This window comes from Salmonella bongori NCTC 12419, assembly GCF_000252995.1.
GTDB classification, from domain to species: Bacteria; Pseudomonadota; Gammaproteobacteria; order Enterobacterales; family Enterobacteriaceae; genus Salmonella; species Salmonella bongori.
Genome location: NC_015761.1, coordinates 1,287,315 through 1,309,749, shown reverse-complemented (window position 1 = coordinate 1,309,749; position 22,435 = coordinate 1,287,315). Strand labels below are relative to the sequence as shown.

Sequence of the window (22,435 nt, the reverse complement as noted above, 5' to 3'; positions counted from 1 at the left end):
GCGTCAGGTTAACTTGAGCAACTCACTTCCAGCCGCTTTCCCCACTCTGGAGGTCGGCTGGCATAGTCATCATCCCTGTCGGCAAAAGGCTGGCGTAGTATTTCATGTAATCGATGCAATTCGGACATATCATCCTGTTCAGCCGCCTCTATCGCCCGCTGCGCCAGCCAGTTGCGCAATACAACTGCAGGGTTCACACTCTGCATCTGCTGTTGACGCTGCATATCATCCACCGCCTCTGTTCGTAATCGCGCCCGGTAGCGGTCGAACCAGGCATCAAACCCTGCACGATCGATAAACATATCACGCAGCGGGGAGGAAGCGCTCTGTTGCTCGGTGTGGCTTAACATCCGAAACGTAAGGGTATAATCACTCCCTTCACGCGCCATCAGACTGAACAATTCATTAAGTAAAGCGTTATCGTCTTTTTGCCTTGTAAAGAAACCCAGCTTCTGACGCATACGTTGCCCATAGCGCGTTAAAAGCGCTTCCTGGTAACGTTCCAGCGCATTGTTTAAAACATCGGCTGCGATAAAAGGCGTTAACGTCTGTGCCAGTCGTTGTAAATTCCACAGCGCAACCGCAGGTTGGTTGTCGAAACGATAACGTCCCTGATGATCGGAATGGTTACCAATGAAGCCAGGATCGTAATCGTCAAGAAAACCAAATGGGCCATAGTCGATAGTTAACCCAAGAATTGACATATTATCCGTATTCATAACGCCATGCGCAAAACCAGCTGCCTGCCACTCGGCGATAAGCGTGCCTGTACGTATCACGACCTCTTCAAACCATAATACATACCGCTCCGGCGCATCCTGCCATTGCGGCCAGTAATGGCGAATAGCGAAATCGGCCAGTTGCTTAACTTTTTCCGGCTCGCGGCGGTAGTAGAAATGCTCAAAATGGCCAAAGCGCATATGGCTTTGCGCCAGTCGCATCAACATCGCGCCGGCCTCCTGTGTCTCTCGCTGAACCGCTGTATCGCTGGTCACGATAGATAACGCGCGCGTAGTGGGAATGCCCAGATAGTGCATGGCTTCGCTGGCAAGGCTTTCACGTATAGTTGAACGCAGGACGGCGCGCCCATCCCCCATTCGGGAATAAGGCGTTAATCCGGCACCTTTCAGATGCCAGTCAAGGGTTGAGCCATCCGCCAGGATTTGTTCTCCTAACAAAATCCCTCGCCCGTCGCCGAGTTGCCCTGCCCAGACACCGAACTGGTGTCCGCTATACACCTGCGCTAAAGGCGACATGCCGGGCAACAAGGTTTCGCCGCCCCAGACGCCAGCGCCGTTTGTCGTGTCAAATAACGAAACGGGGATGGCCAACTGCTGCGCCAGCGCGTCGTTAAACCAGATCAGACGCGCATTTTTTAACGGTGTGGGTAAAAGCGCGGTATATGTTGCTGGCAGTTCATCGCGCCAGCGAGCTGTAAAAGACAGGGTCATAGGGCCTCCTGTCTCCAGTGTAGACGGTTAATCAGGGGTTAAACACCGACAGACAGAAAGGTTATCGCTGAACCAGTTTAATGAGCTGATTTACCGGCACTGGCGGCCATAACCCGCCCTGAAATGCGCTAAATCCCAATGGCGCAGTGCGCGTAAACATTGCCTCGCTATCAATGCCAGTAATCATCAGCGACTCACAGCTGGAGGAGAGCTGTGAAACAATGGCACGCATAAATGGCTCAAATGAGATCATTTCGGCTCGCTGCTGAATAAAGTTTTTATCGAGCATAACGCGTCTGAAAAGCGCATCAAAAATAGCTCTGGTCGACGCCTCACCTGTCCCAAAATTTGCTAACATTAATGGAAAATGCATTGCCAGATTCGCTAACGTTTGGTTCTCTTTACCCAGGTTTAATCCTGGATAATTCTCACTGATGGCCAATTCAAGAAACGGAAAACGCGCGGTTCGGGAAAAAAGTTCGCTATCTAATAATAATGATTCACTAATTGCGGGGGTTAAATTAATCCATGCAATAAGTTTATGCTGAATAAAAAAGTGCTGACACGTTTCTAACAAGGCAAGTTTTTCAACAAAAAGACTGCATTGTTCTTCCGCTGAAAGGCGTGGCGCTAACAGCTCAGTCGGCATCCGTGCAGCACCGTCTTCAGTGGCAAACGTCGCGATAATTTCCAGGCCAACAAGCCGGGCATTTTTATCCATTACAGGAAGGAAAAAAAGTTCGGAATGGTAAAGTTCATCAAGTGAAATAATCATTACGCCAACCTCATAGTGAGGGTGTTATTCGCTATCCAGTCACTATGGACGGAAACAGACGTAACTTCAGATACTAATTGAAGCGTTATCATTTTTCTTTTTTACCGGCAAGCCGGTTCCTTTTTTTAACTTACCCTGATTATAAACCAATATCCAACGTTGTACTTTTAACAGGGCATGAACATGCCCACTTTTAATAGGAGTTGGTAAAAGCTACAGATATATCTTTATATAGGACGGCAACAAACGTCGTAAGTTCCATCGGCAACATGTTAAAAACAGACCAAAAATTAATAACATCTGCACAATTAAATTCGCCTTGCCTGCCAGAAATTTTTCCGCCAGTACACATTATCCAGCGACGAGCGCATCACGCCACGACTGGTAGAGGCATGAATAAACTCATTATTTGTATCGTAAATACCGACATGTAAGCCGCTTTCGCCCGAACCCGTTTTAAAGAAAACCAAATCTCCCGGAAGTAACTCATCTTTGTCGATTCTGGTGCCCACTTTTGATTGCTCACGCGTATCACGCGGCAACTGTAAATCAAATTTGTCACGCATTGTGACGACCACAAAACCGGAGCAGTCCACACCTCTGCGGCTCATGCCGCCATAGCGATATGGCGTACCGCGCCAGGACTGTAACTGATCGTTAAGACCCGCGATCACGGTAATCGAGTCTGATAGCCTGGCGTTCGGCGCCGGTGCCCGGTGAGTGCTGCATCCTGCCAGGAACAATGCTGTGATAACAAGAAGCCCAAAACGCATGCCGCAACAATCCTCTGTTTTTATTTTGGTATTAATTTAGCGTCGAAATTACCTGCTTTTCAAGAAACGATTTCACTTAAGTGGCCGATATGAGCATTTGATGGCCCTCGACATCAAGCCGTCGGAAACGCAGTCCGTAAGCTTGCGCCAGATTAGCGGGCGTCAACACCGCCTCCCTGGTACCGCTGGCAAGGAGCTTACCGCGCTTTAGCAACCAGGCTTTATGCGCATGCCGCAGGGTATGGTTCAGATCGTGGCTGCTCATCACAATCGCGATTCCAGCCTGGCACAATTGATGTAATACGCTATCAAGGGCATTTTGTTGCGCAACATCAAGGCTATTCATCGGCTCATCAAGCAGCAATAATTGGCCAACCGGATTGGCGTCAGGATGAATTTGTAGCACGACGGCGGCAAGGCGAACCCGCTGCCACTCACCGCCGGAAAGCTGGTTGACGCTTCGCCCTAATTTATCCCCCAGGCCAAGCATATCGGCCACCTCGTTAAGTTGACCAGTGCGCGTTTTGTCAGGTTGATGTAATGTCAGGTAATGCCAGACCGGCATGGCGAACGGCGGGTTTTGCTGTTGCGCAAGATAAGCACGATGTTGGGCGAGCATTGCCGCCGACCACGCGTCCAGCGGCGCTCCAGCAAACATAATGCGCCCATCACCGGAAGTTAACCCCGCCATACGCGCCAGAAGCGTACTTTTTCCGGCGCCGTTCGGCCCGACAAGATGAAGGATCTCTCCTGCGCTTACCTCGCCGGAAAGCGGTCCCAGGCGGGTGTTTTCAGCAACATCGGTTAATTGCATCAACTGAGACATTATTTTGCCAACGCGATTTTTATGCTTTCCATCACAATCGGATCTTCAGGCGTCATATCCGGTGAAAAACGCTGTATCACCTGACCATCCCGGCCGACTAAAAATTTTTCAAAATTCCATAAGATATCGTCCGGATAGAGTGGCGTACGGCCTTTACTGACCATCCGCTCGTAAAAGCCACTTTTTTCCGGCGCGACAGCCGTGGGCGCTGCAGCTACCAGTTTTTGATACAGCGGATGGCGCGCTTCGCCGTTAACGTCGATTTTACTGAACATCGGGAACGTTACACCCCAGGTACTGGTGCAGTAGGTTTTAATCTCTTCTTCACTACCAGGTTCCTGCCCCATAAACTGATTGCAGGGAAAACCCAACACGACAAACCCCCTGTCTGCCCACGCCTTCTGGATATTTTCCAACTGCTCATATTGCGGCGTCAGGCCACATCTGGAGGCGACGTTCACAATGAGTAACACCTTCCCGGCATATTTTTCAAGCGTCGTAACCTCTCCATCAATCGTCGTAACTTGCGTATTAAGAAGCGAGTTTTGCATGGCGTCTCCCTGATATCGGTAGAATAATGAGTTTCATCGTTAGCCTTTAATCATAGACTGCGAATGATGAAAACAGTGGGTTACCGATGCGCTAACGCGCAGATTTGAGCAACAACCAGATAAATACCGGCGCGCCCAGCGTGGCAGTGACCACGCCGATAGGCAATTCCGCCGACGCCAGTGCCAGTCGGGCGACCACATCCGCCAGTAGTAGTGCAATCGCCCCCGTCAGCGCACAAGCGGGAAGTAATACCCGGTGATCGGTTAAGCCGCAGAGACGCAAAATATGCGGAATAACCAGGCCGATAAAACCAATAGCACCCGCCAGTGCCACACTCACACCGACCATCCAGCCAGTAGCAACGACCAACAGATTGCGCCAGAACCACAGCGGCAGCCCAAGCTGCCGTGCCGAGGTCTCCCCCAACGCCAGCATATTCATCGGCTGCGACTGACAACATATCCAGATTAACACCGGAATGAGCGCGATCATTAACCAGCTCTGTTGCCAGTCAACACCGCCGAAACCGCCCATCATCCAGTACATTAACTGCCTTAGGTCGAAAGAGGTGGAAAAATAGATGGCCCACGTCATCAGCGCGCTACAGATAATCCCCAGCGCGACGCCCGCCAACAGTAAACGGCTGGTAGAGAGATGCCGTCGCGCAAAACGCAGCAAAATCAATGTAATAGTAAGTGCTCCGGCAATAGCGCACAGACCCAGCGCCCATCCTGGCAGTTGTCCCTGTCCCAACAAAACGGCGGCAATAAGCCCAACGCCAGCCCCATTCGAGACGCCAAGCAAGCCTGGTTCAGCAAGGGGATTTTCAAACAGGGCCTGCATCACGGCGCCAGATAAGGCCAGTGCAGCGCCAACCAGCAGTACGGCCAGTGTTCGGGGAAGGCGAATTTGCCAGACAAACAGCTCTCCCCGGGCACTGAGCCAGTCACCGGGAGCAATCCACTGTTCACCTGCGCATAAGCTCAGAAATGTAGCCAGTAGCACCAGCAATGACAGGCTCAGAAGCCAGCGTACGTTTCGTCGCTGTTGTTGGCGGGCAAAAGTCAGCATGTTATCCATTCAGCTGAAAAGAGGTAGCGTGATTTTACGGTGGCTATCCCATACTTAAAAGAAAAAAGGCCGCTATGCGGCCTTTTTAGTTATACGCGTCATCTTTCAGGCTAACAGACACGCTGTCATCCCGCCGATAGACTGTCGGGATGGCAGCGTATCTGCCGTAATACACCCTGCCAGATGTTATGTCTGGAACTGATTACTCTTCTTTCGGCGAAGCGTTTTCGACCCGGCTCTTTAACTTCTGCCCGGGTCTGAAGGTCACCACGCGCCGTGCTGTAATAGGAATATCTTCACCCGTTTTCGGGTTACGTCCCGGACGTTGATTTTTATCACGCAGATCGAAGTTACCAAAACCAGAGAGTTTCACCTGCTCACCGTTTTCCAGAGCACGACGGATCTCTTCGAAAAACAGTTCAACCAGTTCTTTGGCATCCCGCTTGCTAAGCCCAAGCTTATCAAACAGATATTCTGACATTTCAGCTTTTGTAAGCGCCATAGGTTCAATCCCTCAATGATGCCTGGAATCGCTCTTTTAATGCCTCTACACATTTGGCGACGGTAGCGGCAATCTCCTCTTCTTCGAGTGTACGGTTGGTATCCTGAAGGATCAGGCTGATAGCGAGGCTCTTATAGCCCTCCGCAACACCCTTACCGCGGTACACGTCAAATAAGTTTACGCCAACTACCTGATTTACGCCAACTTTCTTACATTCGGATAAAATATCCGCTGCGGGAACGTTTTCTGCAACCACGACCGCAATGTCGCGACGGTTGGCCGGGAAGCGTGAAATCTCCCGCGCCTGAGGCACGATACGGTCTGCCAGCTTATTCCACTCCAGTTCAAACACCAGCGTACGACCATTCAGATCCAGTTTACGTTCCAGTTCAGGGTGAACAACCCCAATAAAACCAATGCGTTCATCTTTCAGATAAATCGCTGCGGACTGTCCCGGATGCAGAGCTGGATTCAACTCCGTCCTGAACTGGATATCGCCCAGTTTACCCGTTAGATCCAACACGGCTTCCAGATCGCCTTTCAAATCATAGAAATCAACGGTCTCTTTTGCCAGGTTCCAGTGCTCATCATAGCGGTTGCCGCAAATCACACCAGCCAGCATCAGATCCTGTCGAATTCCCAGATTGGCTTGTGTATCCGGAACGAAACGTAAACCGGTTTCGAAAATACGCACGCGATTTTGCTGGCGATTCTGGTTATACACTACCGTCGTCAGCAAGCCGCTCCACAGGGACAGACGCATCGCCGACATCTCAACGGAAATAGGATTTGGCAATAGCAGGGCTTCTACGCCAGGGTGAATCAGTTGTTGTACTTTAGGATCAACAAAGCTATAGGTAATCACTTCCTGATAGCCTTTGTCATTCAGCATGGTTTTAACCCGCTTCAATGACAAATCGGCTTCACGATGCGTCCCCATGATTAAGCCCGCCTGGATTGGCTCATCCGGAATATTGTTGTAGCCATAGACGCGAGCAATCTCTTCTACCAGATCTTCTTCGATCTCCATATCGAAGCGCCAGCTCGGCGCGACAGCTTCCCATTCGTCCTGGCCTTCAATCACCTCACAGCCCAGACGGCGCAGAATATCGCTGACCTGCTCATCCGCAATGTGATGCCCGATCAGACGATCAAGCTTGTTGCGGCGAAGCAGGATTGTGGCACGCTTCGGCAGCGCGGCGTCGTGAGTCACATCAATGACCGGACCGGCTTCACCGCCGCAGATATCAAGGAGCAGACGCGTGGCACGCTCCATCGCTTTATACTGTAACGCCGGATCAACACCACGTTCGTAGCGATGAGACGCATCGGTATGCAGACCGTAACGACGCGCGCGACCAGTGATAGACAGCGGGCTGAAGAAGGCAGACTCCAGCAATACATTTTGCGTTTCGCTGTTTACGCCGGAGTGCTCGCCGCCAAAGATACCGGCCATCGCCAGGGCTTTGTTATGATCAGCGATAACCAGCGTATCGGCAGTCAGCTTCGCTTCATTACCGTCCAGCAGCACCAGTGTTTCGCCCTCTTTCGCCATCCGCACTTTGATACCGCCTTCAATGCGATCTTTATCAAAGGCATGCATCGGTTGACCCAGTTCGAGTAGCACGTAGTTAGTCACGTCAACCACCGCATCAATGGAGCGAATACCACAGCGACGTAGTTTCTCTTTCATCCACAGCGGCGTCGGCGCGTTAACATTGATACCTTTCACCACCCGGCCCAGATAACGCGGGCAAGCATCTGGCGCTTCAACGGCGATAGGCAATACGTCCTCTATCGTGGCGGCCACTGACGCCATTTTCGGCTCAAGGAGCGGCGATTTGTTCAGAACTGCTACATCGCGCGCTACGCCAATAATGCCTAAGCAATCGGCGCGGTTCGGTGTGACGCTAATTTCGATGGTATTATCGTTAAGCTTCAGATACTCGCGAATATTGGTACCGATTGGCGCATCCGCCGGCAGTTCGATAATGCCGCTATGGTCATCGGAAATCCCCAGCTCCGAGAAAGAGCACAGCATCCCTTCCGACGGTTCACCGCGCAGTTTGGCCGCTTTGATTTTGAAATCGCCCGGCAGTACCGCGCCGATGGTGGCGACCGCCACCTTCAGCCCCTGGCGACAGTTTGGCGCGCCGCAGACGATATCCAACAGACGTTCACCACCGACGTTGACTTTCGTTACGCGCAATTTATCGGCGTTCGGGTGCTGGGCGCACTCAACCACTTCCCCAACGACAACACCATTAAAATCTCCCGCAACCGGCTCAACGCCGTCGACTTCCAGGCCCGCCATCGTAATCTGATTGGCCAAAGCGTCGCTATCGATTGCCGGGTTAACCCACTCGCGTAACCACAGTTCACTAAATTTCATTGTCTTATCCTGCCCTTATTTAAACTGTTTAAGGAAACGCAAATCGTTTTCGAAGAATGCACGCAGGTCAGTAACGCCGTAACGCAACATCGTCAGACGCTCCATTCCCATACCAAAGGCGAAGCCGGAATAGATTTCCGGATCGATACCGACATTACGCAGCACATTCGGATGCACCATCCCACAGCCCAGCACTTCCAGCCATTTGCCATTTTTGCCCATCACATCCACTTCGGCAGAAGGTTCGGTAAACGGGAAATAAGAAGGACGGAAACGAATCTGTAGATCCTCTTCAAAGAAATTACGCAGAAAGTCGTGCAGCGTACCTTTAAGGTTGGTGAAGCTGATGTTGGTATCAACAATCAGACCTTCCATCTGATGGAACATCGGCGTATGCGTCTGGTCGTAGTCATTACGATATACGCGGCCCGGAGCAATAATGCGGATCGGCGGCTGCTGCGCTTTCATTGTCCGGATCTGGACGCCGGAAGTTTGCGTGCGCAGCAAACGGGTCGCGTCAAACCAGAAGGTATCGTGGTCAGCGCGCGCCGGGTGGTGGCCTGGAATGTTTAACGCATCAAAGTTATGGTAGTCATCTTCAATTTCTGGCCCTGTTGCTACGGTAAAGCCAAGTTCACCAAAAAAACTTTCAATACGGTCAATGGTGCGGGTGACCGGATGCAGACCGCCGTTCTCAATACGACGCCCCGGCAGGGAGATATCAATGGTTTCAGCGGCCAAACGGGCATTCAGCGCTGCGCGCTCCAGCTCTGCTTTACGTGCGTTAAGCGCCTGTTGTACCTGCTCTTTCGCTTCGTTAATGACAGCCCCTGCAGCCGGACGTTCTTCGGGTGGCAGGTCACGAAGGGTTGTCATTTGAAGGGTTAAGTGCCCTTTCTTGCCCAAATATTCGACGCGTACATTGTCTAACGCGGCAACATCTGACGCCTGGTTAATGGCGGCCGCTGCATTGGCAACCAGCTCTGCGAGATGTGACATGGTTTTCCTCATTGTGTCGGTGAAGACACCGGTTTATTGGATGTAATCTCTCGATTTCAGGCACAAAAAAAGCCTCCATCAGGAGGCTTTTTTGCGCTGTTTTTCGTTTCGTTTTTCACGCGCCAGCCCCCTGAGATCAGGTGCTAAAGTAAAAAAAGAAACGGAAAATAGCAGCGTTCATGCTTGCATTACCTTACAGGCTAAAATCAGACATCCTTTATTGAAAAGGGTTACGGATAAATTGTCAACTCACTGAACAGTAAATAAAAGAGAGGGAGCCAGGCTCCCTCTTTTCACTGGCTTATGCCAGAGCTGCTTTCGCTTTTTCAACCAGCGCGGTGAACGCGACTTTGTCGAATACAGCGATATCAGCCAGGATCTTACGGTCGATTTCAACAGAGGCTTTTTTCAGGCCGTTGATGAATTTGCTGTAAGAAATACCGTTCTGACGTGCTGCTGCGTTGATACGCGCAATCCACAGTTGACGGAACTGACGCTTACGTTGACGACGGTCACGGTAAGCATACTGACCAGCTTTGATAACGGCCTGGAAAGCAACGCGGTATACGCGAGAACGCGCACCGTAGTAGCCTTTGGCTTGTTTCAAAATTTTCTTGTGACGTGCGCGTGCAATTACACCACGTTTTACGCGAGCCATAGTGCTCTCCTGTATCTATTCTAATTAAAAAGTTAAAAACGTTTACGGCTTATGCGTACGGCAGGCACGCGATAACCAGGCCCAGATCGCCTTTAGAAACCATGGCTTTCGGACGCAGGTGACGTTTACGTTTGGTCGCTTTTTTGGTCAGAATGTGACGCAGGTTAGCGTGCTTGTGCTTAAAACCACCTTTACCGGTTTTTTTGAAGCGCTTAGCAGCACCGCGTACGGTCTTAATTTTTGGCATTTTAATAACTTCCACTTCGCATTGTTAATAAACGAAACCCAGGCGAACAAAGCCTGTGAAGCCCGAAGGCTTCACAGGAATGTTACTTGAAGGCCTTACTGTTTCTTCTTAGGAGCAAGCACCATAATCATCTGGCGGCCTTCGATCTTCGTTGGGAAGGATTCGACCACTGCCAGTTCTTGCAAATCGTCTTTCACGCGATTAAGCACTTCCATACCGATCTGCTGGTGGGCCATTTCACGACCGCGGAAACGCAGCGTGATTTTGGCCTTATCGCCCTCTTCAAGAAAGCGAATCAGGCTGCGGAGTTTTACCTGATAGTCGCCTTCATCTGTCCCAGGACGGAATTTAATTTCCTTAACCTGGATAACTTTTTGCTTTTTCTTCTGTTCCTTAGAAGACTTACTCTTTTCATAGAGGAATTTGCCGTAATCCATTATACGACAAACCGGCGGCTCGGCGTTAGGGCTGATTTCGACTAAGTCTACTCCGGCTTCTTCAGCTTTTTCCAGAGCTTCTCTCAGACTCACAATACCAAGCTGCTCGCCTTCCAGACCTGTTAAGCGAACTTCTTGCGCGCGAATTTCGCTATTAATACGATTCGGACGCGCCGTTTGAACTCGTTTTCCGCCTTTAATACTTTATTCCTCCAGTTGTTGAAGACTGCGGCTGCGAATCTCTTGTTGCAGCTTCTCAATCACGTCATTTACGTCCAGGCTGCCCAAGTCTTTACCACGGCGGGTGCGAACGGCAACTTTGCCTGCTTCCACCTCTTTATCACCACAGACCAACATATAAGGGACACGACGTAAAGTGTGCTCGCGGATTTTAAAGCCAATCTTCTCATTTCTCAAGTCTGCTTTTACACGAATGCCCGCATTTTGTAGTTTCTGCGTCAATTCGTTAACGTATACAGACTGCGAATCGGTAATATTCATTACCACTACCTGAACTGGCGCAAGCCAGGTCGGGAAGAAACCAGCGAACTCTTCGGTCAGGATACCAATAAAGCGTTCCATCGACCCAAGAATCGCGCGGTGAATCATTACCGGCACCTTACGCTCGTTGTCTTCGCCTACATAGGAAGCGCTCAAACGAGACGGCAAGGAGAAGTCCAGCTGTACTGTACCGCACTGCCATGCGCGATCGAGACAGTCATATAGGGTAAATTCAATTTTCGGACCGTAGAAGGCGCCTTCACCCAGTTGATACTCAAACGGGATATTATTTTCTTCCAGCGCAACTGCCAAATCCGCCTCAGCACGATCCCACATTTCGTCACTACCGATACGTTTTTCAGGACGAGTGGAAAGCTTGACGACGATTTTTTCGAAGCCAAAGGTGCTGTACATATCGTAGACCATACGAATACAGGCGTTAACTTCATCGCGGATCTGCTCTTCAGTACAGAAGATATGCGCATCATCCTGCGTAAAACCGCGAACGCGCATCAGACCGTGTAGCGCGCCTGACGGCTCGTTACGGTGACAGCTACCAAACTCCGCCATACGCAGCGGCAAATCGCGGTATGATTTCAGACCCTGGTTAAAGATCTGCACGTGGCCTGGGCAGTTCATCGGCTTGATGCAGTATTCACGGTTCTCTGAAGAGGTGGTGAACATCGCATCTTTATAGTTGTCCCAGTGGCCGGTTTTTTCCCACAGCACACGGTCCATCATAAACGGGCCTTTAACTTCCTGATATTGGTACTCTTTGAGTTTAGAACGAACAAAGACCTCCAGCTCGCGGAAAATAGTCCAGCCGTCGTTATGCCAGAATACCATACCCGGCGCTTCTTCCTGCATATGATACAGGTCGAGCTGCTTGCCGATTTTACGGTGGTCGCGTTTTGCCGCCTCTTCCAGACGTTGCAGGTAGGCGCCCAGGGATTTTTTATCCGCCCACGCGGTGCCGTAGATACGCTGCAGCATCTTATTATTACTGTCACCACGCCAGTACGCGCCTGCGGTTTTCATCAGTTTGAAGTGATGACAGAAACGCATGTTAGGCACATGAGGGCCACGACACATGTCGACATATTCTTCATGATGATACAAGCCAGGCTTGTCATCATGGGTAATATTTTCATCAAGAATAGCGACTTTGTAAGTCTCGCCGCGCTTCACGAAAGTTTCACGAGCGTCGTGCCAGCTTACTTTCTTCTTGATAACGTCGTAATTTTTCTCGGCGAGCTCATGCATTCGCTTTTCGAGCGCGTCGACATCTTCCTGGGTTAGCGTGCGGTCAAGATCAACGTCATAGTAAAAACCGTTGTCGATAACCGGTCCGATCGCCATTTTCGTGTGTGGCCAGAGTTGCTTGATGGCATGGCCTAACAGATGCGCGCAAGAGTGACGAATGATCTCCAGACCTTCTTCATCTTTTGCGGTAATAATGGAAAGCGTCGCATCATTTTCAATCAGATCGGAAGCATCAACCAGCTCGCCGTTCACACGGCCCGCAATGGTGGCTTTCGCCAGGCCTGGACCAATGTCCAGCGCAACATCCATCGGGCTTACAGGGCGGTCATAATGGCGTTGGCTGCCATCAGGAAGAGTAATAACAGGCATGTGATATCCTTATTTGCAGTGGTGACCCATACGCAAGATCACATACAAAGAGAAAATTAATTTATTTACAGTAAGTTGTGTATCCATCTAACCAACAATTGCTAAATTGGCGCACAACCTTCGGCACAGACAGAAATTGATATTTTTTGCCCGGCATGACGATGGTAACATTAAAAAAAGGGAGATTGCATCACTCTGTAGCAAATTGAGGATGTTGACAGGCTCCCTCTACGCCCTACACAGCCTATTTCATTGACAGCCTAACTTCTGCGCCAGGTTCCCCCGGGTTGTTTTCACTACGCTGGCTACCGCTTCCGGCAAGGAGGACCACAGCGTCAGCCCCGGCGTCGTTTTATGCTCGATGGCTTCCACAGTAACCTGATAGTCGCAAAAATTCGCTGACCGGGGCGTATTCTGATCCATGATAAACGCCGCATAATTTCCTTCAATTTTTGACGGCGCTGTACCGGTGAATAATACCTTCCAGTACCCACTAGGGATCTCTACCGTAGCGTCTTCTGGCAATGTAGCAATATGCCGCTCAAAAAGGGGACCGGTCACCACATGCACTACGGAAACATCCGCCTGTCTGGCAAGGTCGCGCACCCGGTTTTCGAGGACCGCCCATGCGCCCTGATTCAGCGCGGATTTCTGCGGTGTAATATTCGATAAATAATTTAATGACGGCCAGTCGGATACGCCGCCCAGTCCGGCCAACGGCGCCTGATGTCCCCTGTCGACTTTTAACAGCAAATGTGCATTTTTATAGGCGGAAGGCGTCAGGGTATCAGAAGGCGGTAAATCTGGGTCCTGCGCCCAGTTTCGCGGTCGACCACTTGCCTGGCTGGTTTTTGTCACGCGATAGGCAACCCAATTTGCAAATTTTGTGGCGCTATTATTATTCAGCGTATAGGCATAGCGGTAGATCGTTTGCTGACTTCCTCCTGCCGGGCAGCCAACGCTACAGTTATCAGGTTGCTGAACTGTTATTACGCGCTGAGGTAATTCGGACGCGGGTTTGGTATTCTGAAGATGCTGCGATGTCGAACATGCGCTTAATAAGATTACTGGCAGTAATTTTAACAAATTAATGGTTTTATACACACAAGCTTCCTTAATTATATCCCTCCTAACAATACAACGGATAGGGATTTACTTATAATAACCTACCGGACGTTAATTTATTTCACCACTAAGAACCACACTACCACAGCAAAGGTTAATAAGGGATAAACATACATATCACCCAGAAAAATGAGCCAAAAGAAACACAATATGATATGCATATTGATATCAACACCCAGCTATTTATACGCATAATTGAGTAGATAACCATTATCAACACTCAGACCGTAGAGTAAGAAATAGGTATTCACTTGCAACTGAGATAAACTTTTAAGAAACACCTTTCAACATCAAGACAACCTATCCTCGCAACAACTCGCTGTTAACAGGCACCTGGGTATATTAACGGATTAATAAGTACTGAGTGTTCGACCGTTGTGCTTATTATTTATGGAAAAATAAGATTATTCACTTTCATATTCAGAGGTAAAAAGTGAACAAATACAGCTATTGCGCAGCGACGCTGGCCGCTATTCTTAGTACAACGACGATAGCCAATGCCAGCAGCCTGGCTCTTTCAGTGGCGAATGATGATGCCGGCATATTTCAACCATCATTAAATACCCTTTATGGGCATCAGGCTGCAGACCGCGATGATTATACCGCAGGACTCTTTTTGGGCTATAGCCACGACCTCACTGACGCCAGCCAGCTCTCATTTCATATTGCGCAGGATATTTATTCTCCATCAGGCGTTAACAAGAGAAAGCCAGAGGCGGTCAAAGGCGACCGCGCGTTCAGCGCATTTCTTCATACCGGACTGGAATGGAACTCATTAGCCACGGAATGGCTACGCTATCGTCTGGGCACGGATATCGGTGTTATTGGCCCTGACGCAGGTGGTCAGGAGGTTCAGAACCGGGCGCATCGAATAATAGGCGCGGAAAAATATCCGGCCTGGCAGGATCAGATTGAAAATCGTTATGGCTATACGGCAAAAGGCATGGTGTCTCTTACACCAAGCATAGATATTTTTGGCGTCAATGTGGGGTTCTATCCGGAAGTCTCTGCGGTCGGCGGTAATCTCTTCCAGTATCTGGGATACGGTGCAACCGTGGCACTGGGAAATGACAAGACATTCAACTCTGATAATGGGTTTGGATTGCTGTCTCGCCGCGGCTTAATGCACACTCAAAAAGAGGGTTTGATATATAAAATATTTGCTGGCGTCGAACGGCGGGACATTGGCAAAAATTACACGTTACAGGGGAAAACGCTGCAAACAAAAATGGAAACGGTGGACATTAATAAAACCGTGGATGAATATCGCGTCGGCGCAACGATCGGCTACTCTCCCGTCGCATTTTCTCTTTCTTTAAACAAAGTCACGTCAGAATTCCGCACCGGGGGTGATTATTCTTACATCAACGGAGATATAACGTTCTTTTTCTGAGGCGCCCATTCTGGCACCGTGATGGAATCACCGGGTTACATTGTGTAACCCGGTGAACATTACATCTTATAACCCAGCGTTACCGTGGTACGGCGATCGGTATGTTCCGGCGCCGATTCTGGCGGCTGCGAGTTCCATGTCAGGTTATAGCCCACCTTTAAACCAAAATGTTCGTTAATGGCGACATTAAGGGCTGTTTCTGAGTTCAGTGTGGTGTCTTCCGCGCCAAATACCGACACCCCTTGTGTAAATTTCGCATTGTCGGTCAATTGCCAGGCATAGCTGCCAGAAGCATAGCCCAGTGGCTGCGTTTCAGTGGTATCATCAGTATGTTCGTCATAGCGAACCCCCGGACCGAATTCAAAGCGGAAGCTGTGCACTGGCCCATTAAGGAACTGCCGTCCGTAACCGGCGGTCAATACGTCACGTTGGCGATAACCGTTAAAACGGTCTGTCAGCCAACTTGCCTGACCAAATGCATAATCATAATCCGTCATATTAAAGCGGTTACGCGCGCCTACCGCATATTTTTCTGAAGAACGTTCATCATTAGAAGAGGTATTACTGGCATTGCCCCACAATGACCACGCAGTACGTTGTCCGTACCAGGTCATTGATGTGTCAGCCGTTAAGGAAGAACTTTTGGTATTGCCTGACTGCGCGAGATAGCCCGCATTCAGATTACCTTCAAAAGGTTTCTTCGCTGTGGAGGGATCATCCATGACAGTAAAAACGGAATCATCGGCGGCAGCATACATAGACGCAAACACGCCACCCGCCAGCATAACTGCAGCGGGTACTGTCTTCAAAAGCTTCATTTATAAAGAGTCCGTACAACTAAAAAAGAGACCATGGTGGTCCCGGAAACTTTCATAGGGATCAATGACAAACGCCCCTGGAAAGGTAGCGAATTATAAGAAGCCCCGAATAACATAGCAATGAATTACTATTTCATTTTTTGAATAAGAACCCTCCCAAAGCATTCATTTATTTATATATCTTTACAGCGCGATTTTTAAATAAAGAGGCGGGAAATCATATTGTTAATTCCTTCACTTTCCACAAATTAAGTGCCAGACTGAAATCAGCCTAACAGGAGGTAACGATGGTACGTATCTATACGTTAACGCTTGCGCCCTCACTCGATAGCGCAACAATCACACCGCAAATTTATCCCGAAGGTAAACTGCGGTGTTCCGCGCCGGTATTCGAACCCGGCGGCGGCGGTATTAATGTCGCTCGCGCCATTGCGCATCTTGGCGGCGCCGCAACCGCAATTTTTCCAGCGGGCGGCGCAACCGGTGAGCATCTGGTTGCCTTACTGGCCGACGAACATGTCCCGGTTTCTACCGTTAATGCAAAAGACTGGACCCGCCAGAACCTGCACGTCCATGTTGAGTCCAGCGGCGAGCAGTATCGTTTTGTCATGCCTGGCGCCACGCTTGACGATGATGAATTTCGCCAACTTGAAGAACACGTGCTGGAAATTGAATCAGGGGCAATCCTGGTTATCAGCGGTAGCCTTCCGCCTGGGGTTAAGGTCGACAAGCTCACACAATTAATTTCCGCTGCGCAGAGACAAGGCATTCGCTGCATTATTGACAGCTCCGGCGAAGCACTCACCGCAGCCCTGGCGCTTGGCGGCATCGAACTGGTGAAACCTAACCTGAAAGAATTGAGTGCGTTAGTCAACCGCGATCTGACACAACCTGATGATGTGCGTAAAGCAGCTCAGGAATTAGTACAAAGCGGCAAAGCGCGCCGGGTGGTCGTCTCTTTGGGGCCTCAGGGGGCGCTGGGCGTAGATGGCGAAAACTGCATCCAGGTCGTTCCTCCCCCGGTGAAAAGCCAAAGCACCGTCGGCGCTGGCGACAGTATGGTAGGCGCCATGACATTAAAATTGGCGGAAGACGCGTCGCTGGAGGAGATGGTGCGCTTTGGCGTAGCAGCGGGTAGCGCCGCCACGCTCAATCAGGGTACGCGTCTGTGCTCTCACGATGATACCCAAAAAATATACGCTTATCTTTCCGCATAATAAGTGCCTCCCCCCTCGCCGAGGGGGAGCGCGGAAAATGGGTTGACTGGCGGTGCATCCGCCTCTGTTAAACAGATAGTGCTTTCCAGCGAGGTAAACGATGGCCAGCGACGATATTACCCGTTATGTCATTACGGTAACATTCCATGAAGATTCCCTGACCGAGATTAACGAGCTCAATAATCATCTGAGCCGTAGCGGTTTTTTGCTTACATTAACGGACGATGAAGGAAATGTGCATGAGCTCGGCACAAATACGTTCGGTTTTATTAGCGCCCAAAGCCGGGACGAAATCCACGCGCTTGTCACAGGACTTGCCAAAAGCGCGTTAGATAAGGACGTTGACGTTATCGTAACGACCTGGGAAGAGTGGACTAAAAGCGCACAATAAATGACATTCCCGCCGCGGTGCGTCCGCGATGTGCGTTAGCTCGTATTTTTTAACCGCATTTTTGCGCTAACCTTATGATATGGCAGACAACGTGGGGAGAGACATTATGTGGCAAGCTATCAGTCGTCTTTTAAGCGAGCAAGTCGGTGAAGGTGAAATCGAACTGCGTCATGAACTGCCAGGCGGAGAAGTTCATGCCGCATGGCATTTACGTTATGCGGGCCGTGATTTTTTCGTGAAATGCGATGAAAGAGAAATGCTGCGCGGGTTTACCGCTGAAGCCGATCAGCTGGAACTGCTCTCCCGCAGTAAAACCGTTGCTGTGCCTAAAGTATGGGCGGTAGGTTCGGATCGGGATTACAGTTTTCTCGTCATGGACTACCTTGCTCCCCGTCCGCTGGACGCCCATAATGCGTTTATTCTCGGTCAACAGTTAGCGCACCTGCACGAATGGAGCGATCAACCGCAGTTTGGTCTTGATTTCGACAACGCGCTCTCTACCACGCCGCAGCCGAACACCTGGCAGCGCCGTTGGTCGACCTTTTTCGCCGAACAGCGTATTGGCTGGCAGCTTGAATTAGCCGCGGAGAAAGGTATCACCTTTGGCAATATTGACGCCATTGTTGAGCATGTTCAGCTACGTCTTGCGTCTCATCAACCGCAGCCTTCTCTTCTGCATGGCGATCTGTGGTCGGCGAACTGCGCGCTCGGTCCTGACGGTCCTTATATCTTCGATCCAGCCTGCTATTGGGGCGACAGAGAGTGCGATTTGGCGATGTTGCCACTGCATACCGATCAACCACCGCAAATTTATGATGGTTACCAGTCCGTCTCACCGTTGCCGGTGGATTTCCTCGACAGGCAACCGATCTACCAACTCTATACGCTTCTTAACCGGGCAAGGCTGTTTGGCGGCCAGCATCTGGTGATTGCACAAAAAGCGATGGACAGGCTGCTTGCCGTATAACCAGTGCCCATGCCGGAGACGCTGCATCCACCAGACTCTCCGGCATTTGCAGCTTACATGAAGCCTAGCAAAGAAAAGAAAAAGTAGCCGAGCACGATAATAATAACGGGTAAAATATAGAGCGGGAAAAACTGTAAAAAGATGGTATGGTGCGGCACCACAATACGCGACTCGATCTGCTCACGTGTTAGCCCTTCCGCGCCTTTTGCTTTTTCCAGGATCAACTGATCTTCCACGCCTTCGCGTAAAAAACGCGACTGGCGGCGCATTCTGGCGCCTGAATCCTGCATCGCCAGTCCGACGAAAATCAGAATAAAAATCAACCAGAAGCCGATATTCAGCCCTCCCTGAAAGTCCGGCGTCGGCGAGTTGTACCAAAAAACGTTCAGGAACGGCGTATTCACGCGCATCATGTCTATCATGACATGGGTAAAATCCAGCATTACCGCATTTATCCCCTCCTGCTTTTCGCTGTGCGCATACATAAATTTAAGGACTGAAATAAGCGTGGAAAGCAGCGCTGGAATAAAAATCACCCACCCTATCACTCTTTTTAGGATTGCAATGCGTCCGGCTTGTTGATACGTCATGAGTTCCCCTTGATTAAGACGCGTCGTTTTGGCCTAAGTCTACCTGTTGATTACTGTTTTCGCCTGATCTTTAAAGGCGATATACTAAGAATAGGGTCATAATGAACGCTTAATCCGATATTGTTTAATCTCAACAGGAGAGGTTGTGATGTCAACCCCGCGTCAAATTCTTGCTGCAATTTTTGATATGGATGGCTTACTGATCGATTCCGAGCCACTCTGGGACCGCGCTGAACTGGACGTGATGGCAAGTTTAGGCGTAGATATCTCCCGACGCCACGAACTCCCCGACACGCTTGGGCTACGCATTGATATGGTCGTCGATCTCTGGTTTGCGCAGCAACCATGGAGCGGCCCCGATCGCCAGGAGGTGACCAATCGTGTCATTGCCCGTGCCATTACGCTTATTGAAGAGACGCGCCCCCTTCTTCCTGGCGTGCGTGAGGCCGTGGCGCTGTGTAAGGCTCAGGGACTCTTAGTGGGACTTGCCTCGGCATCACCGCTGCATATGTTGGAAAAAGTGCTCACTATGTTCGAACTTCGCGACAGTTTTGACGCACTGGCCTCCGCGGAAAAATTGCCCTACAGCAAACCACACCCACAAGTCTATCTGGACTGCGCCGCTAAACTGGGCGTTGATCCATTAACCTGCGTTGCGCTGGAGGATTCGGTTAATGGATTAATCGCGGCAAAGGCAGCGCGGATGCACGCCATTGTGGTGCCAGCAGAAGAGAATCAGCAGGATCCGCGTTTTGCGCTGGCAAATGTTCAACTCCATTCGCTGACAGAGCTGACAATGGCGCATCTGCACGGTTAAGATGTTTCCGAAACGCGATAAACGGGCGATTAGCCGCTAAGCCAGTCGCTCTGCGGCTTTGGCAGAGACAAAGAGTTACAACGTCACCACTTCCACCTACTGTATAAAAACCCTATACTGTATGAATTGACAGTTTGATGGGTTTTATCATGACGGCGGAAGGACATCTTCTTTTTTCTATAGCCAGCGCGGTTTTCGCCAAGAATGCCGAGTTAACGCCCGTCCTCGCTCAGGGAGACTGGTGGCATATTATTCCTTCGGCTATTTTGACCTGCCTGTTGCCGGATATTGACCACCCCAAATCTTTTCTGGGCCAGCGCCTGAAATGGGTATCGAAACCGATCGCCAGGGCGTTCGGTCATCGGGGTTTTACCCATAGCCTGCTGGCAGTCTTTGCCCTACTGGCGACATTTTACCTTAAGGTCCCGGATACGTGGATTATCCCGGCAGATGCGTTGCAGGGAATGGTACTCGGCTATTTAAGCCATATTGTTGCGGATATGCTCACGCCCGCCGGCGTTCCCCTGCTCTGGCCTTGCCGCTGGCGTTTCCGCCTGCCGATTCTGGCGCCGCGAAAGGGCAATCAACTGGAGCGGTTTTTATGTATGGCTCTGTTCGCCTGGGCGGTATGGATGCCGCAATCCATTCCGGAAAATAGTGCGATACGCTGGTCTTCGCACATCATTAATATCCTGCAAATGCAGTTCAACCGTTTTATAACTCACCAGATTGATTAGTAAACCAGCGCCAAAGTCATTTTTGGCATAAACCATTCCATTTGAATATAAGAGCCCGGTCACAGTTCTGCTAATCTTGCGCCAACAGAATCGCTAAAACAGAGCGCTTCATAATAAAAAAATCAGGAGAACGGGGATGAACTTTCCATTAATCGCGAACATTGCGGTGTTCGTCATTCTGCTGTTTGTACTGGCGCAGGCCCGCCATAAACAGTGGAGTCTGGCTAAAAAAGTGCTTGTCGGCCTTGTAATGGGCGTGATCTTTGGCCTGGTGCTGCACACTATTTACGGTGCCGACAGTCCAGTATTAAAAGACTCAATTCAATGGTTCAATATAGTCGGCAACGGTTATGTGCAATTGCTGCAAATGATTGTCATGCCGCTGGTATTCGCCTCGATTTTAAGCGCCGTCGCGCGCCTGCACAACGCCTCCCAGTTGGGGAAAATTAGTTTTCTGACTATCGGCACGCTGCTATTTACTACCCTTATCGCGGCGCTGGTGGGGGTTCTGGTCACTAATCTGTTCGGGCTGACGGCGGAAGGTCTGGTACAGGGTGGCGCAGAAACTGCCCGTCTGAATGCGATTGAGACAAGTTATGTTGGAAAAGTAGCCGATCTCAGCGTACCGCAGCTGGTGCTCTCTTTTGTGCCGAAAAATCCGTTTGCAGATCTGACTGGCGCAAACCCCACGTCTATTATCAGCGTAGTGATTTTCGCCGCATTTTTGGGCGTGGCCGCGCTCAAACTGCTGAAAGATGATGCACCAAAAGGCGAACGCGTCCTTATCGCTATCGATACCCTGCAAAGCTGGGTGATGAAGCTGGTGCGTCTGGTGATGCAACTTACGCCTTACGGCGTACTGGCGCTGATGACTAAAGTGGTTGCTGGCTCTAATCTGCAGGACATCATTAAGTTGGGTAGCTTTGTGGTGGCCTCTTATCTTGGCCTGGCGTTGATGTTTGTCGTTCACGGCATTTTACTGGGTGTGAATGGCATCAGCCCGCTAAAATATTTTCGCAAGGTATGGCCGGTACTGACATTTGCCTTTACCAGCCGTTCCAGCGCCGCCTCCATTCCATTAAATGTCGAAGCGCAAACCCGCCGTCTGGGTGTGCCGGAATCGATCGCCAGCTTCGCCGCTTCTTTTGGCGCGACCATCGGCCAAAACGGTTGTGCTGGTCTCTATCCCGCAATGCTGGCGGTGATGGTCGCGCCGACAGTCGGTATTAACCCTTTAGATCCCGTATGGATAGCCACGTTGGTGGGTATCGTTACCGTGAGTTCGGCAGGTGTGGCCGGCGTCGGTGGCGGCGCGACGTTCGCCGCGCTAATTGTGCTACCTGCGATGGGTTTACCGGTCACGCTGGTGGCACTGTTAATCTCGGTTGAACCGTTAATTGATATGGGCCGCACTGCACTGAATGTGAGCGGCTCAATGACCGCCGGTACGCTGACCAGTCAGTGGCTGAAGCAAACCGATAAAACGCTTCTTGATAGCGAAGAGGACGCTGAACTGGCGCACCGCTAATACGTTATCGACAGTTCGTGTGCCGGATAAAACCAT

General features: G+C 50.4%; 24 protein-coding genes and 1 other annotated feature. Of the genes, 7 read left to right on the top strand and 17 right to left on the bottom strand.

Annotation, left to right across the window (positions count from 1 at the left end):
- Positions 1–8: 8 nt before the first annotated feature.
- The 15 genes from selO to SBG_RS06160 all read right to left on the bottom strand — a co-directional run bounded on the left by selO (position 9) and on the right by SBG_RS06160 (position 13,920).
- Positions 9–1,451 carry a protein adenylyltransferase SelO gene (gene selO, locus SBG_RS06225; RefSeq protein ID WP_000175653.1) on the bottom strand — a complete coding sequence of 481 codons (1,443 nt, stop codon included), beginning with the start codon at positions 1,449–1,451 and terminating at the stop codon, positions 9–11.
- Positions 1,452–1,512: 61 nt separating this feature from the next.
- Positions 1,513–2,226 (bottom strand): anti-FlhDC factor YdiV, encoded by a 714-nt coding sequence (gene ydiV / locus SBG_RS06220; protein ID WP_000587218.1) that lies wholly within the window; start codon positions 2,224–2,226, stop codon positions 1,513–1,515.
- A gap of 308 nt (positions 2,227–2,534) precedes the next feature.
- Complete coding sequence (locus SBG_RS06215) at positions 2,535–2,999, bottom strand: C40 family peptidase (protein WP_001210799.1); 465 nt, start codon at positions 2,997–2,999, stop codon at positions 2,535–2,537.
- A 76-nt stretch (positions 3,000–3,075) separates the two neighbouring features.
- Positions 3,076–3,825: a vitamin B12 ABC transporter ATP-binding protein BtuD gene (gene btuD, locus SBG_RS06210; RefSeq protein WP_000080617.1), complete on the bottom strand. Its 750-nt coding sequence runs from the start codon at positions 3,823–3,825 to the stop codon at positions 3,076–3,078.
- On the bottom strand, positions 3,825–4,376 hold the full coding sequence (locus SBG_RS06205; RefSeq protein ID WP_001181574.1) for a glutathione peroxidase: 552 nt from the start codon (positions 4,374–4,376) through the stop codon (positions 3,825–3,827). The genes btuD and SBG_RS06205 overlap by 1 nt, the downstream gene beginning before the upstream one ends.
- A 91-nt stretch (positions 4,377–4,467) precedes the next feature.
- Positions 4,468–5,448 (bottom strand): vitamin B12 ABC transporter permease BtuC, encoded by a 981-nt coding sequence (gene btuC / locus SBG_RS06200; protein ID WP_000954978.1) that lies wholly within the window; start codon positions 5,446–5,448, stop codon positions 4,468–4,470.
- Between the two features lie 202 nt (positions 5,449–5,650).
- Complete coding sequence (gene ihfA / locus SBG_RS06195; RefSeq protein WP_001229266.1) at positions 5,651–5,950, bottom strand: integration host factor subunit alpha; 300 nt, start codon at positions 5,948–5,950, stop codon at positions 5,651–5,653.
- A 4-nt stretch (positions 5,951–5,954) separates the two neighbouring features.
- Positions 5,955–8,342, bottom strand: coding sequence for a phenylalanine--tRNA ligase subunit beta (gene pheT / locus SBG_RS06190; protein WP_000672312.1), 2,388 nt, complete (start codon positions 8,340–8,342; stop codon positions 5,955–5,957).
- Between the two features lie 15 nt (positions 8,343–8,357).
- Positions 8,358–9,341, bottom strand: coding sequence for a phenylalanine--tRNA ligase subunit alpha (pheS, locus tag SBG_RS06185; RefSeq protein ID WP_000018575.1), 984 nt, complete (start codon positions 9,339–9,341; stop codon positions 8,358–8,360).
- Between the two features lie 62 nt (positions 9,342–9,403).
- Positions 9,404–9,527, bottom strand: a sequence feature (Phe leader region).
- On the bottom strand, positions 9,478–9,522 hold the full coding sequence (gene pheM / locus SBG_RS22530; RefSeq protein ID WP_001386830.1) for a pheST operon leader peptide PheM: 45 nt from the start codon (positions 9,520–9,522) through the stop codon (positions 9,478–9,480). Its footprint overlaps the feature before it by 45 nt.
- 115 nt (positions 9,528–9,642) lie before the next feature.
- Positions 9,643–9,999 carry a 50S ribosomal protein L20 gene (gene rplT / locus SBG_RS06180; protein WP_000124850.1) on the bottom strand — a complete coding sequence of 119 codons (357 nt, stop codon included), beginning with the start codon at positions 9,997–9,999 and terminating at the stop codon, positions 9,643–9,645.
- Between the two features lie 49 nt (positions 10,000–10,048).
- Positions 10,049–10,246 (bottom strand): 50S ribosomal protein L35, encoded by a 198-nt coding sequence (gene rpmI, locus SBG_RS06175; RefSeq protein WP_001124225.1) that lies wholly within the window; start codon positions 10,244–10,246, stop codon positions 10,049–10,051.
- A gap of 95 nt (positions 10,247–10,341) precedes the next feature.
- Positions 10,342–10,884 carry a translation initiation factor IF-3 gene (gene infC / locus SBG_RS06170; RefSeq protein ID WP_001574431.1) on the bottom strand — a complete coding sequence of 181 codons (543 nt, stop codon included), beginning with the start codon at positions 10,882–10,884 and terminating at the stop codon, positions 10,342–10,344.
- A gap of 3 nt (positions 10,885–10,887) precedes the next feature.
- Complete coding sequence (thrS, locus tag SBG_RS06165) at positions 10,888–12,816, bottom strand: threonine--tRNA ligase (protein WP_001144228.1); 1,929 nt, start codon at positions 12,814–12,816, stop codon at positions 10,888–10,890.
- Positions 12,817–13,065: 249 nt separating this feature from the next.
- Positions 13,066–13,920: a DNA/RNA non-specific endonuclease gene (locus SBG_RS06160; protein WP_000278513.1), complete on the bottom strand. Its 855-nt coding sequence runs from the start codon at positions 13,918–13,920 to the stop codon at positions 13,066–13,068.
- 454 nt (positions 13,921–14,374) lie between these two features.
- Between SBG_RS06160 and SBG_RS06155 the strand changes: the two genes are divergently transcribed.
- The gene (locus SBG_RS06155; protein WP_001046430.1) at positions 14,375–15,334 is read left to right on the top strand and encodes a lipid A deacylase LpxR family protein; all 960 of its coding nucleotides are present in this window, start codon (positions 14,375–14,377) and stop codon (positions 15,332–15,334) included.
- Between the two features lie 59 nt (positions 15,335–15,393).
- On the opposite strand, the gene SBG_RS06150 is transcribed toward SBG_RS06155, so the two are convergent.
- Positions 15,394–16,152 carry a DUF481 domain-containing protein gene (locus tag SBG_RS06150; RefSeq protein ID WP_000771384.1) on the bottom strand — a complete coding sequence of 253 codons (759 nt, stop codon included), beginning with the start codon at positions 16,150–16,152 and terminating at the stop codon, positions 15,394–15,396.
- A gap of 287 nt (positions 16,153–16,439) precedes the next feature.
- Here SBG_RS06150 and pfkB point away from each other — a divergent pair, with 287 nt between their 5' ends.
- The 3 genes from pfkB (at position 16,440) to SBG_RS06135 (ending at position 18,727) form a co-directional block, all read left to right on the top strand.
- On the top strand, positions 16,440–17,369 hold the full coding sequence (gene pfkB, locus SBG_RS06145) for a 6-phosphofructokinase II (RefSeq protein ID WP_000251695.1): 930 nt from the start codon (positions 16,440–16,442) through the stop codon (positions 17,367–17,369).
- Between the two features lie 100 nt (positions 17,370–17,469).
- The gene (gene ghoS / locus SBG_RS06140; RefSeq protein WP_000135451.1) at positions 17,470–17,760 is read left to right on the top strand and encodes a type V toxin-antitoxin system endoribonuclease antitoxin GhoS; all 291 of its coding nucleotides are present in this window, start codon (positions 17,470–17,472) and stop codon (positions 17,758–17,760) included.
- 106 nt (positions 17,761–17,866) lie between these two features.
- A complete protein-coding gene (locus SBG_RS06135; protein WP_000267680.1) occupies positions 17,867–18,727 on the top strand; it encodes a fructosamine kinase family protein in 861 nt (286 codons plus the stop codon).
- Positions 18,728–18,780: 53 nt separating this feature from the next.
- Here the strand turns inward: SBG_RS06135 and SBG_RS06130 are convergent, their stop codons facing one another.
- The gene (locus SBG_RS06130) at positions 18,781–19,317 is read right to left on the bottom strand and encodes a YniB family protein (RefSeq protein ID WP_000222153.1); all 537 of its coding nucleotides are present in this window, start codon (positions 19,315–19,317) and stop codon (positions 18,781–18,783) included.
- Positions 19,318–19,465: 148 nt separating this feature from the next.
- On the opposite strand from SBG_RS06130, the gene hxpB reads away from it, so the two are divergent.
- From hxpB to tcyP, 3 genes are all read left to right on the top strand, one after another.
- Positions 19,466–20,134, top strand: coding sequence for a hexitol phosphatase HxpB (gene hxpB / locus SBG_RS06125; protein WP_000106806.1), 669 nt, complete (start codon positions 19,466–19,468; stop codon positions 20,132–20,134).
- A 137-nt stretch (positions 20,135–20,271) separates the two neighbouring features.
- Entirely contained in the window at positions 20,272–20,871 is a 600-nt protein-coding gene (locus SBG_RS06120; protein WP_000505806.1) for a metal-dependent hydrolase, read from the top strand.
- Positions 20,872–21,007: 136 nt separating this feature from the next.
- Entirely contained in the window at positions 21,008–22,399 is a 1,392-nt protein-coding gene (gene tcyP, locus SBG_RS06115; RefSeq protein WP_001010656.1) for a cystine/sulfocysteine:cation symporter, read from the top strand.
- The last annotated feature ends 36 nt before the right edge of the window (positions 22,400–22,435 follow it).

What these genes read in the sequence shown, in the direction of transcription:
- selO (WP_000175653.1), bottom strand. Translation starts at nt 1,451, where the DNA reads ATGACCCTGTCTTTTACAGCTCGCTGGCGCGATGAACTGCCAGCAACA.
- ydiV (WP_000587218.1), bottom strand. Translation starts at nt 2,226, where the DNA reads ATGATTATTTCACTTGATGAACTTTACCATTCCGAACTTTTTTTCCTT.
- SBG_RS06215 (WP_001210799.1), bottom strand. Translation starts at nt 2,999, where the DNA reads ATGCGTTTTGGGCTTCTTGTTATCACAGCATTGTTCCTGGCAGGATGC.
- btuD (WP_000080617.1), bottom strand. Translation starts at nt 3,825, where the DNA reads ATGTCTCAGTTGATGCAATTAACCGATGTTGCTGAAAACACCCGCCTG.
- SBG_RS06205 (WP_001181574.1), bottom strand. Translation starts at nt 4,376, where the DNA reads ATGCAAAACTCGCTTCTTAATACGCAAGTTACGACGATTGATGGAGAG.
- btuC (WP_000954978.1), bottom strand. Translation starts at nt 5,448, where the DNA reads ATGCTGACTTTTGCCCGCCAACAACAGCGACGAAACGTACGCTGGCTT.
- ihfA (WP_001229266.1), bottom strand. Translation starts at nt 5,950, where the DNA reads ATGGCGCTTACAAAAGCTGAAATGTCAGAATATCTGTTTGATAAGCTT.
- pheT (WP_000672312.1), bottom strand. Translation starts at nt 8,342, where the DNA reads ATGAAATTTAGTGAACTGTGGTTACGCGAGTGGGTTAACCCGGCAATC.
- pheS (WP_000018575.1), bottom strand. Translation starts at nt 9,341, where the DNA reads ATGTCACATCTCGCAGAGCTGGTTGCCAATGCAGCGGCCGCCATTAAC.
- rplT (WP_000124850.1), bottom strand. Translation starts at nt 9,999, where the DNA reads ATGGCTCGCGTAAAACGTGGTGTAATTGCACGCGCACGTCACAAGAAA.
- rpmI (WP_001124225.1), bottom strand. Translation starts at nt 10,246, where the DNA reads ATGCCAAAAATTAAGACCGTACGCGGTGCTGCTAAGCGCTTCAAAAAA.
- thrS (WP_001144228.1), bottom strand. Translation starts at nt 12,816, where the DNA reads ATGCCTGTTATTACTCTTCCTGATGGCAGCCAACGCCATTATGACCGC.
- SBG_RS06150 (WP_000771384.1), bottom strand. Translation starts at nt 16,152, where the DNA reads ATGAAGCTTTTGAAGACAGTACCCGCTGCAGTTATGCTGGCGGGTGGC.
- pfkB (WP_000251695.1), top strand. Translation starts at nt 16,440, where the DNA reads ATGGTACGTATCTATACGTTAACGCTTGCGCCCTCACTCGATAGCGCA.
- ghoS (WP_000135451.1), top strand. Translation starts at nt 17,470, where the DNA reads ATGGCCAGCGACGATATTACCCGTTATGTCATTACGGTAACATTCCAT.
- SBG_RS06135 (WP_000267680.1), top strand. Translation starts at nt 17,867, where the DNA reads ATGTGGCAAGCTATCAGTCGTCTTTTAAGCGAGCAAGTCGGTGAAGGT.
- SBG_RS06130 (WP_000222153.1), bottom strand. Translation starts at nt 19,317, where the DNA reads ATGACGTATCAACAAGCCGGACGCATTGCAATCCTAAAAAGAGTGATA.
- hxpB (WP_000106806.1), top strand. Translation starts at nt 19,466, where the DNA reads ATGTCAACCCCGCGTCAAATTCTTGCTGCAATTTTTGATATGGATGGC.
- SBG_RS06120 (WP_000505806.1), top strand. Translation starts at nt 20,272, where the DNA reads ATGGGTTTTATCATGACGGCGGAAGGACATCTTCTTTTTTCTATAGCC.
- tcyP (WP_001010656.1), top strand. Translation starts at nt 21,008, where the DNA reads ATGAACTTTCCATTAATCGCGAACATTGCGGTGTTCGTCATTCTGCTG.